At 55.6% G+C, this 10,228-nt stretch carries 6 protein-coding genes; all 6 read left to right on the forward strand.

Going from position 1 to position 10,228, the window contains the following annotated elements:
- The first annotated feature begins 89 nt into the window (after nt 1-89).
- The 6 genes from QNJ86_RS04990 to QNJ86_RS05015 all read left to right on the forward strand — a co-directional run bounded on the left by QNJ86_RS04990 (nt 90) and on the right by QNJ86_RS05015 (nt 9,853).
- Nucleotides 90-995, forward strand: a complete 906-nt coding sequence (locus tag QNJ86_RS04990; protein ID WP_283831494.1) for an SGNH/GDSL hydrolase family protein — start codon at nt 90-92, stop codon at nt 993-995.
- Nucleotides 996-1,365: 370 nt separating this feature from the next.
- A complete protein-coding gene (locus QNJ86_RS04995; RefSeq protein ID WP_283831495.1) occupies nt 1,366-1,638 on the forward strand; it encodes a type II toxin-antitoxin system RelB/DinJ family antitoxin in 273 nt (90 codons plus the stop codon).
- Nucleotides 1,595-1,894, forward strand: coding sequence for a Txe/YoeB family addiction module toxin (locus QNJ86_RS05000; RefSeq protein WP_283831496.1), 300 nt, complete (start codon nt 1,595-1,597; stop codon nt 1,892-1,894). Before QNJ86_RS04995 ends, QNJ86_RS05000 begins: the two co-directional genes overlap by 44 nt.
- Nucleotides 1,895-2,078: 184 nt before the next feature.
- Nucleotides 2,079-4,004: a molecular chaperone HtpG gene (gene htpG / locus QNJ86_RS05005; RefSeq protein WP_283831497.1), complete on the forward strand. Its 1,926-nt coding sequence runs from the start codon at nt 2,079-2,081 to the stop codon at nt 4,002-4,004.
- A 1,325-nt stretch (nt 4,005-5,329) separates the two neighbouring features.
- Nucleotides 5,330-8,164 carry a leucine-rich repeat protein gene (locus QNJ86_RS05010; protein WP_283831503.1) on the forward strand — a complete coding sequence of 945 codons (2,835 nt, stop codon included), beginning with the start codon at nt 5,330-5,332 and terminating at the stop codon, nt 8,162-8,164.
- A 114-nt stretch (nt 8,165-8,278) separates the two neighbouring features.
- On the forward strand, nt 8,279-9,853 hold the full coding sequence (locus tag QNJ86_RS05015; RefSeq protein WP_283831498.1) for an InlB B-repeat-containing protein: 1,575 nt from the start codon (nt 8,279-8,281) through the stop codon (nt 9,851-9,853).
- Nucleotides 9,854-10,228 lie beyond the last annotated feature (375 nt).

Here is a 10,228-nt window from a genome sequence, read left to right on the forward strand (position 1 = left end):
GTTGGTGTTTTTCTTCAGGTAGAATGGGGGGCGTTTGATAACGACGGGCGCGCGGCGTGCGCCTGTGACGAAGGGTAGAGGTGTTGGTCATGGCAAAGCGACTCGTGTCGGTGCTGGGGGATTCCATCAGCACGTTTGAGGGGTGCAACCCCGAGGGGTTTCAGGTGTTCTACGAGGGTGAGCGCCGCTTGACCACGGGTGTGCGTGCGCCGGGCGATACCTGGTGGGCTCAGGTGATTGAGGCGCTTGACGGTGAACTGCTGGCGAATGGGTCGTATTCCGGCAGTATGGTGGAGGGCGCTGGGTTCCCGGCGGGCGACAGCGCCGAGCGCATTGAGGCGCTTGCGCGCGATGGCCGGCAGCCCGATGTGGTGCTGGTGTTCATGGGTATCAACGACTATGGATGGGGCGGGGCGGACGCCCAGGCGGCCGGGCGCGGGAATGCGGTTCCGGAGTGCTTGGACCTGGCGGCTATCGAGCCGCGCGAACCTGGGCTGGCTGATGCCGGCGCCGCGGCGCGGTTCGGCGCGGCGTACGAGCACATGCTGGGGCGCATTCGCGCGGCGTATCCCCAGGCCGAGGTGTGGTGCTGCACGCTCTGCCCCGGTCGCATGGTCGGCAGCGAGCGCTCCACGTTCGCATACAACTTGCGTGGCGTGCACTTCGACCGCTATAACGATGCCATTCGTGCGGCTGCTGCGCACACCGGTTGCCACGTGGCCGACGTTGCCGCGCTCGGCTACGACTACGAGGGTCTGGAAGGCACGCATCCCACCGCCCGCGGCATGCGCCAGTTCGCCGCGCTGGTGCTGGGCGCGATGGCGAACGCGGGGGAGCAGCAGGTAGACCCCGCAGCAGCCGAAGCCGCCCTTGTTGCAACCGACGCCCCGCGCTCGCGACGCACCTGCGAGGCCCCCTGCGTCGGCTGCCCCGACGCCGGCGCCACCAACTCCCACTGGCTCTGCGTCTGCAACCGAGCCCCTCTGCCATCCTAAACACAGGCGCAGCCCCCGCAGCATATTCGGAAGGTTGTCACGGCGAAGGTAGGTAGTTTTTTATACCACCTGCCTGATCTGTGTATTTTCTCATTTGGCGATATATCACTTTCTCATTTGGCGCGTTTTTACTTTCTCATTTGGCAGCATTTTGTTTTCTCATTTGGCGACGATTTGGTTTGCTATTTGGCTGAGGTGGCGCGGCAACGACTCAATACTAGCGTCAGATAATCACTAGACTACGTTTGTAAGAGCATTACATTCTGTGATGCTCAAGCACTTAGGAGTCCGAAAAATATTACATTGTATGTACAAGTTGCATTAAAAATCATACGTGGTATATACTAATTGTGAAAGGAGCGTGAGGGCAATGGCGCAAACAACTTTGAGTGTTCGTATGGATGAAGAGGTCAAAAGAGGGTTAGAAGCATTTTGCGCAGACGTAGGAATGAACACCTCTGTCGCTATTAACATGTTTGCAAAAGCGGTTCTGCGGGAGCGTCGTCTACCGTTTGAAGTTGTTTCCTATAACCTGGATCCATTCTATAGCCCTGCCAACCAAGAGCGCCTGGTAAAGGCTAAAGAACGTATGGAGCGCAATGGCGGCACTGCTCATGAACTCATCGAGGATGAGAATGATTAAATCTTGGGATGATGACGCGTGGGCCGATTATGTGTACTGGCAAACGCAAGATCGCAAGACGTTGAAAAGGATTAATACGCTTATAAAAGACATTGATCGAAATGGTTATGAGGGCATTGGGAAACCAGAGCCGCTGAGAGAAAATCTTTCAGGATGGTGGAGCCGACGTATTGATGACAACAATCGTATTGTCTATCGAATCTATGAAGGTCGCATTGAAATTATCCAGTGCGGTTCGCACTATCGCGATAAATAAACGCAAGCTGCTCGGGTAGTGGGAGCCCGGGCAGCTTCTCTTTTTGCAAACGTTGTGCGGGTTGCTTGACAACGCTGGTGGGCGTACTAAAATCCTTGGTTAGCACTCACGGGCTGAGACTGCTAGCACTCCTGGCAGATCGGCCGCTATGAAGAAGGTACCCGAGAGAGGAAGCGACGCCACTATGCGCAAGTTTAAGACCGAGAGCAAAAAGTTGCTCGACCTCATGATCAACTCCATCTACACGAACCGCGAAATTTTCCTGCGCGAACTCATTTCGAACGCCTCGGACGCGGTGGACAAACTCTACTTCAAGAGTCTCACCGACAAGTCCATTGAACTTTCGAAGGATGAGCTGGCCATTCAGGTGAGCTTCGACAAAGACGCGCGCACCGTCACCGTGTCCGACAGCGGCATCGGCATGACGAAGGACGAGCTCGACCGCAACCTGGGCACCATCGCGCATTCCGATTCGCTGGCGTTCAAGATGGAAAACGGCGAGGCGCAGGGCGACGACGTGGATATCATCGGCCAGTTCGGCGTGGGTTTCTACAGTTCGTTCATGGTGGGCAAAAGCGTGCGCGTGGTGTCGAAGGCCTACGGCGCAGACGAGGCGTGGGTGTGGGAAAGCGACGGCGTGGAAGGCTACAGCATTGAGCCGGCCGAGCGCGCCGAGCACGGCACCGACGTCATCATCACGCTGAAGGACAACACCGACGAGGACAACTACGATACCTACCTGACCGAATACGGCCTGAAAGACCTGGTCAAGCGCTACAGCAACTACGTGCGCTACCCCATCCGCATGGAAGTGACGAAGTCGCGCGAGCTGCCCAAGCCCGATGACGCCGGCGACGACTACGTGCCGCAGTTCGAAAACTACACCGAACTGGACACGGTGAACTCCATGATCCCCATCTGGAAGCGTCGCAAGTCCGAGGTCAGCCAAGAGGAATACGACGAATTCTACAAGACCGACTTCCACGATTTCGCCGACCCGGCGCGCACCATCTCCGTGCACGCGGAGGGCGCGCTGTCCTACGACGCGCTGCTGTTCGTGCCCAGCCGCGCGCCGTTTGACCTGTACAGCAGAGATTATCAGAAGGGCCTCGCGCTGTACAGCTCCAACGTGCTCATCATGGAAAAGTGCGAAGAGCTGCTGCCCGACTACTTCAACTTCGTCCGCGGCGTGGTGGACAGCCAGGACTTGCAGCTGAACATCAGCCGCGAAACGCTGCAGCACAACAGCCAGCTGCGCGCCATCGCGAAGAAAATCGAGAAGAAAATCACGTCTGACCTGGAGGATATGCGCGACAACGACCGCGAAGGCTACGAGGCGTTCTTCGAGGACTTCGGCCGTGGCCTGAAGTACGGCATCTACGCCAGCTACGGCGCGCAGAAGGACTCGCTGGCCGACCTTTTGCTGTACTACTCCGCCAAGCAGGACAAACTGGTGACGCTGGCCGAGTACGTGGAAGCCATGCCCGCAGATCAGCCGGCCATTTACTACGCCGCAGGCGATTCCCTGGAGCGCCTGGGTAAGATGCCCATCGTGAAAACGGTGCTGGGTAAGGGCTACGACGTGCTGCTGTGCACGCAGGACGTGGACGAGTTCTGCTTCACCGCCATGCGCGACTACGGCGCGAACGAGGACGGCGAGGGCGCGAAGGAAATCAAGAACGTGGCGTCGGGCGACCTCGATTTTGCCACCGAGGACGAGAAGAAGGAAGCCGAAGAGGCCACTAAGGAGAACGAAAACCTGTTCAAGGCGCTGAAAGACGCGCTGGGTGATGCCGTGACGAAGGTGGAGGTGTCCGCTCGCCTGACCGACGCGCCGGCCTGCATCACCACCGAGGGCCCCGTGACGCTTGAGATGGAGCGCGTGCTGTCGAAGGGCCCGGACGGCGGCGAAGGTATCAAGTCCCAGCGCGTGTTGGAGCTGAACGCCAAGCACCCGGTATTCGAAACCCTGAAAACCGCCCAAGAGGCCGGCGACACCGACAAGGTGCGCCTGTATGCCGACCTGCTGTACAACCAAGCGCTCCTGGTAGAAGGCATGCCCATCGACGACCCAGTAGCGTTTGCGCAGAATATTTCGAAGCTGATGTAATTCAGGTTCCGGCGGCTGGCGGCCGCCGGAACTGCTTGACGTTGCAAAAGCTGACGCCTGCGCGCTGCAAAAAGTGACGCGCTTCGCGCTGCAAAAGGTGACGCGCTTCGCGCTACCAATTGCGCCACAGGATAAAGCCCTCCCAATCACCATGACGAGGGCTTTTTCCTGTATGCATATAGCTAACTAAAAAGGTGAACAATGAGGGGCGATTCACGAATCGCCCTTTCGCGCGAAGCGCGAAAACGCAGGTTGCGGATGGGTTTTCGCCTCGGGTGGAATGGATCATCCGTGAATCGCCCCACAAAAAGGTGACGCGCTTCGCGCTGCCTATTACGCCACGAGGTGACCAACTCCCTTGCTTTATGACGCGGGCTGACTAACTTGAAGGCGTGATCTTGCAAGAAGCATAACCCACGTAGGAATGCTCTCCAGAGCATTCGTTCGCGCGAAGCGCGAAAACGCAGGTTAGGATTGTGTTCTCCGCCTAGCGGCGGAGCGGATGCTCTGGAGAGCATCCCTACGTCCAACCAGCTCGTCATTGTGGGTTGGAATATTCATATCTTCTGCCGGACAGCCCGCGTCATAAAGCGAGGGTAGGTGAGGGTCTCCTGGTGAAATCAGTAGCGCGTAAGCGCGTCACATTATGTGGAGAAAGTGTGAATACGGGAAGTTTTCGAAAGGGCTGCTTGTCGCAGTGTGCGGAATATGTTCTACCTGCGGTAATGACCTCCTGAAGTCTTGATTCTCCCAGCGATAGGCAAGAACAGCCTCCCTTCACAAACTTCCAACGCGTGCTACTATGCCGAGCATATTCCGCAGGGACGCGGAATACGTGCATCGGGAAATGCACAGTGAGGAAGTAAAGGGACAAGGGAAATGAATAATCGTCGAGCTTTGCGGCTCGGCAGGGCTGCGTGCGCGCTAACGCTCGCGCTTACCCTGACGACCAACGCACTGCCTGCCTATGCGGGCGATGAAGCAACATCCGAAAACCTCCGGGGGGGGGGGGGCTTTCTGAGCCTCTAAACGTCGCGGAGGAAATTAACGCGATCACTGGTGCTAGTGAAACCAGTGGTGAAACTTCAAGCGCGAGCGATGCTCGCACCTTCAAGGTCGAAAGCGACCAGAACTCCAACAACTCAAACGAAAACTCAGCTGCGCAAGGTGCATCCCAAGTAGCAGGCACCGTCCCGCTGCCAATAGATGGCGCATCGAACTCTGTTGCCTCCATTGTCTCCGACGGCCTCGTCTTCAAAGTCCGCGAAGACAACACCGTAGAACTCATCGGCGCCGCAGCCACACCTCCTAAGGGCGACTTCTCGCTGCCGGCTAACGTCACCAGTGGCTCCACCACCTACGAGGTGGCTGCTCTCGCCAAGGACGCCTTCGCACACTGCTCGGAACTCGCTTCTATCTCGCTTCCGGCAACACTTCGCGAGGTAGACCCCGACGCACTCGCGGGCTGCACCTCTCTCAAATCACTCTCCATCAGCGCCAAGAGCGAAGCCTTTGCTTCCTCTGATGGCATGCTCTTTTCCAAAGACTATTCGAAACTCCTGCTCATTCCCGAGGGCAAGGAGGGTGCCGCCGTCATACCCGGCAAAACGTCTTCTGTCCCCACCTTGGCATTTTCCCGGTGTCAAGGTATCCCATCACTCATAGTCGGGGACGGCGGCACCGCACTCTCATCATATAATGGGATGCTATTCACCAAAGATATGAAAACCCTGATCGCCTGCACCCCAGCCGCTGGGACGGCTGTCGTACTGCCAACTGAAACCGAAGCTATCGGCGAGTACGCCTTCGCCGGTTGCAAGGACCTTGCGTCAATCACCGCACTTGGGAATGTGCGCACCATTGACTCCGCCGCATTCCCTGACGAAGCCAAGACCTCCGCTGTCGTAGCTCTTCCAACAGGGGAGAACTACGAAGCTCGCAAGGCCGTCTGGGAAGCAGCCGGCTTCGAACACTTCGCCGAGCCAGCGAAGCCTGGCGCAACTGCGCGTCCTGAGTCCGGACAAGAAGCAATGAGCGGCCTCACCTACACGCTGCTCGATGACTACACCCTCGCAGCCTCCTGGGAGGGTAAAGACGATCCAGCCGCTGAACTCGAAATCCCTGCATCCGCCGAGATCAACGGCGTACCTTACCGCGTAAGCACCATAGCCGAAAACGCCTTCGCAAATCGTGGCTCGCTCACGAGCGTAAAGCTTCCCACAAGCATCACCTCCATCAACACTGCCGCCTTCGCTGGTTGTGCCAACCTCGCGACTATCGAGTTTCCCAACACCCTGCGCACCATCGGCGAGCGAGCCTTCGAGGCTACCTCAATCAAAGACGTGTGGCTCCCGGCCAGCATCGAAACAATCGGCTCCAAAGCTTTCGCCGCCTGCGAGTCGCTTGAGCGTGTCGTCGCTCTCGGCACCCCCGAGGCTGCAAGCGACGCCCTCGCCGGCTGCACCAACACCTCGATCTACATTCCCTCCGGCTCCCAGGATTCCTGGAGCCCCGGTCTGCCTTCCGAGGGCAACCATCTCTTGCCTTACGGCGTGTCTCTTTCCCAAGAGCCCCTCGCCATCGAGGCCGGTCAAGAAGCCAACCTCCTCGAAGGCGGCAACCTCCAAGCTCCCGACCCGGTAGAAACCTCCTACTCCTACGCAGCAACACCTCTGTCAGTAGATGCTGGCCAAGTGAGCGCCAAGAAAGCAGGCACCTCTGACGTTGCTGCTGTGCTCACGTTGGACAATGTAGAACTCGCTCGCGCTAGCAGAACAGTAGAGGTCTCCCCTAACCCCGATGCTGAATCCGGTATCTCGCTCGCGAGTGCCGACATTCCTGCGGTCTATCTCACCGGCGACACCCAAATAAATGTAACCGCTCCCATGCAAGTATTTCTCGGAGATGGAAATGGTTACGACGTAGCGACAAAACCCGAATGCGCTACCGGCACTGCTATCTTCAAGAACAACTCTTCAGGTCAAGCTGTGCAGCTTGCCAGTGTTAGCTGTACAACAAACCTTGGCGTGGAGAAGCACATTCAAACACTCGATAGCTCAAGAAATCTCAATACCCAAAGAATATTTAGTCTCTATCCCCAAGGCAACGAAGGTGCGGCTGCCAGCTTTGGTTACGGGACAGGTGTGAATAGTGCTGTACCCACCGACAAAGCAGCTTTCGGCATTGCGCCTGGTGGTTCAGTTCCCTATACCTTCCGTCTGAATCTGACAAACGATCCCTCCCTCGCAAACGCCGAAGTAAAGCAAGAGGCCGCAAGCACTGGTACCAATCCAGTTTCTGTATCACTCGCCACTGTTATGTGTACGTTTGAAGGGCTTACGTTTACTCCAACAGGCCATGGTAATCCGAACGATACTTTTTATTTGTGGGATACTTCAACGGAGCAATACTATTCTCTTGCTGATGTCAAAGTGCATGCCGTTGATATCTCTAACAAGGGGAAAGGCTCCCTATACTACAACATGTATGCAGCTTACGTTGCCGGTGACTCTAAGTATGTCTGTAAGTCAAAGTGGTCGGGCGCAACCTACGACCTGTGTATCATCGATGTTCTCCACGACGATAAAGCCTCCGGTGGTAAAGCGGGTCTCACCTTTCAATTCGACGGTCTGTTGGATAGCCCCGAATCTATAAACTCTTCAAGTACCAATGTCGGTGGCTGGGGCGCAAGTGGACTCCGCGCAAATATGAACCCCGACAACCTACCGAACGTGGGTGGTGTTAATAATGGCTCCGACGGAAATTATATTTGGAACCAAGTCCCTGTCGATCTGCAAAACGCCATCGAGGTAGTTAAGAAGAAATATCAGCCTACTTATAACGGCAGTACCTCCACTATCACTATCTCCAACGACAAACTCTTCATCGCAAGCTATTCCGAGTTAGTTGAGAGTAGCAAGTGGGGCAGCAATCATTGGACAGCCCAAGAGGGTACACAATACGCCTATTGGCATCAAAAAGTAACTGAAAACGACGGAGAGAATAGTTCACTTTCTGAGGGCGTTGACTGGTGGGAGCGTTCTGTCTCCCCTGGTTCCAGTGAAGATTTCTTAAATGTGAACTCGTTTGGCGATCCAAGCCTCCTAACCTATGCGGACGACTCTGACTACGTGTATGTGCGTCCCTGCTTCTGTCTCTAATCCTGTACTCGTAAATCTGCCGGGGCTGCGCCCCCCGGTAGACGTTGCGACGAGCGTCAAGCCTTTTGCGACAAACCTCACTCGGGTTGATTATCGGAAGGAATACCGACAAGCATGTCAAGCAGGAAAAACATATCAAATACTATACGGTTCACCCGGCGGGTTGTTGCGTTCGCTCTTGCCTGTGCGCTCGTGCTGACTGCTTTGGTGTCCGTACCTGCCTTGGCGGCAGATAATGGCAATGCTGGCACCACGCTTATGGGTTTGCGCATCACTGACTCGTCCAAAAACCAGTCAACAGGTACCGGTGGTCAGCCAGGTCAAATTACCATAGGTCTTCGCGTCATTAACTCCAACAGCACCGAACCTGTCAAAGTTCGCGTGACTTTCGAGGGCAATGGTGGTAAATGGAACACTGCCGATAACTACGGAGTTGATGTTCCACTTTTCGAGCCTACGCCAGCCCCTCCAGAACCAGTAAGGTCAGGCTACACCTTCAAAGGCTGGGCAACTTCTTCCACGGCCACCACTGCTGCAACCCTGCCCACTTCAACTACAGGAAGTGCAATCTGGCATGCCGTGTGGGAGAAAGACACGTACACAATCGACTGCACACTAGCCGGTGGATCAGTTACCGGAAACCCCACAACCTATACGGTAGACACTGACACCATCACCCTCAAAAACCCCTCAAGGTCAGGCTATACCTTCAAGGGCTGGACAGGCTCAAACGGCACCACCCCACAAACGAATGTCACCATCCCAAAAGGCTCAACCGGCAACAAAGCCTACACGGCCAACTGGACCGCGAATAAATATCAGATTACGTTTGACAAGGACAATGGCTCTGGCGGAAGCGATAATGTGGAAGCTACCTACGACTCTGCGATGCAACAAGTGCAAGTTCCATCCAAGAAGGGTTATGCCTTCCAAGGCTATTATGGCTCCGATGGTACAACCCAGTATTACAAAGCCGATGGTACAAGTGCCAAGAGCTGGGACAAGACGGAGAATACTACCCTTAAAGCTCATTGGAAAGCGAAGACCTACACGGTTAAGTTTAACTTTGCTGACGGTGAGAATGGCAGCACCTCCGTTACTGCCACTTTCGACGCCGCTATGCCAGATATCACGATTCCGACAAAGGATGGCTACACGTTTGCTGGCTACTTCGATGATCAGAACACCCAGTACTACGACGAAAAAGGGAAGAGCAAAGCTAATTGGAATAAAGATGCTGATAATGTCACCCTTACTGCTCACTGGACCTTGCAGATTACCTTCTCTTTCCCCACTGCTGCTCTTATTGAAGTGGATGCTTCGGGGAATGTTTCGGGACCGAACCTTGAGTTTAAGTCCACCACGCCTGAAGACATTAAGGTAACTGCTGTTAAGAGTACGCGAAGCGAAAGTGCTGCCTCGCTCTTTGCTGACGACACAACCTTAAAGGGAGTGCGCATTCTGCTGAAGCCTACAACAGGTGGGGCAGATTCTGAGGTGAAGGTTCCCTTAACCGTGAATGAGACAAGTGAACCTGTCAACTGGACTATTGCCGCCAAGACCAAGCTCATAGTTGGATTCAGCCTATCTCTTCCCAGCGGTGCTCAGCTTAACTATCTCGCCAATGATGGTCAGGTTTCTATTGCCAATCTCTCCTATGAGGTGAGCGCGGCGAAGACTTCCGCGTAACACATCGTACACATTCGCGGCTGGGACCACCCGCTCCGCCGCATCACCCCACAGGCGCGCTTCCCCAACACGGGCGCGCCTGTTGTGGTTTGGTGCTTTGCACTCCCCGCGCGGAAAAGTGTGACGCGCTTCGTGCTGGCGATTACGTCGCGTGACATGCAAAGTGCTTCAAAATGGCAGAGATTGCCGTTTATGTACGGATTTTGTGCCTCTTGGAATCGCGATCTTTTCGCTATCATTAAAGAAACGCCTGTTCGCTATTTTTCATGCCGGGTTTTGAAGCCTTCAATCCGTACACAAAGGGCGTGCGGCAGAAAGTTGGACCGCCTTGAGGCGGTCCACGACCGATCGAGTGGCCCCGTAGGGGCCGCGAGG

Source organism: Gordonibacter faecis (assembly GCF_030077735.1).
Classification (GTDB): Bacteria; Actinomycetota; Coriobacteriia; order Coriobacteriales; family Eggerthellaceae; genus Gordonibacter; species Gordonibacter faecis.

Coding starts and splice junctions, on each gene's coding strand:
- QNJ86_RS05000 (WP_283831496.1), top strand. CDS start 1,595: ATGGCGGCACTGCTCATGAACTCATCGAGGATGAGAATGATTAAATCT.
- QNJ86_RS04995 (WP_283831495.1), top strand. CDS start 1,366: ATGGCGCAAACAACTTTGAGTGTTCGTATGGATGAAGAGGTCAAAAGA.
- htpG (WP_283831497.1), top strand. CDS start 2,079: ATGCGCAAGTTTAAGACCGAGAGCAAAAAGTTGCTCGACCTCATGATC.
- QNJ86_RS05015 (WP_283831498.1), top strand. CDS start 8,279: ATGTCAAGCAGGAAAAACATATCAAATACTATACGGTTCACCCGGCGG.
- QNJ86_RS04990 (WP_283831494.1), top strand. CDS start 90: ATGGCAAAGCGACTCGTGTCGGTGCTGGGGGATTCCATCAGCACGTTT.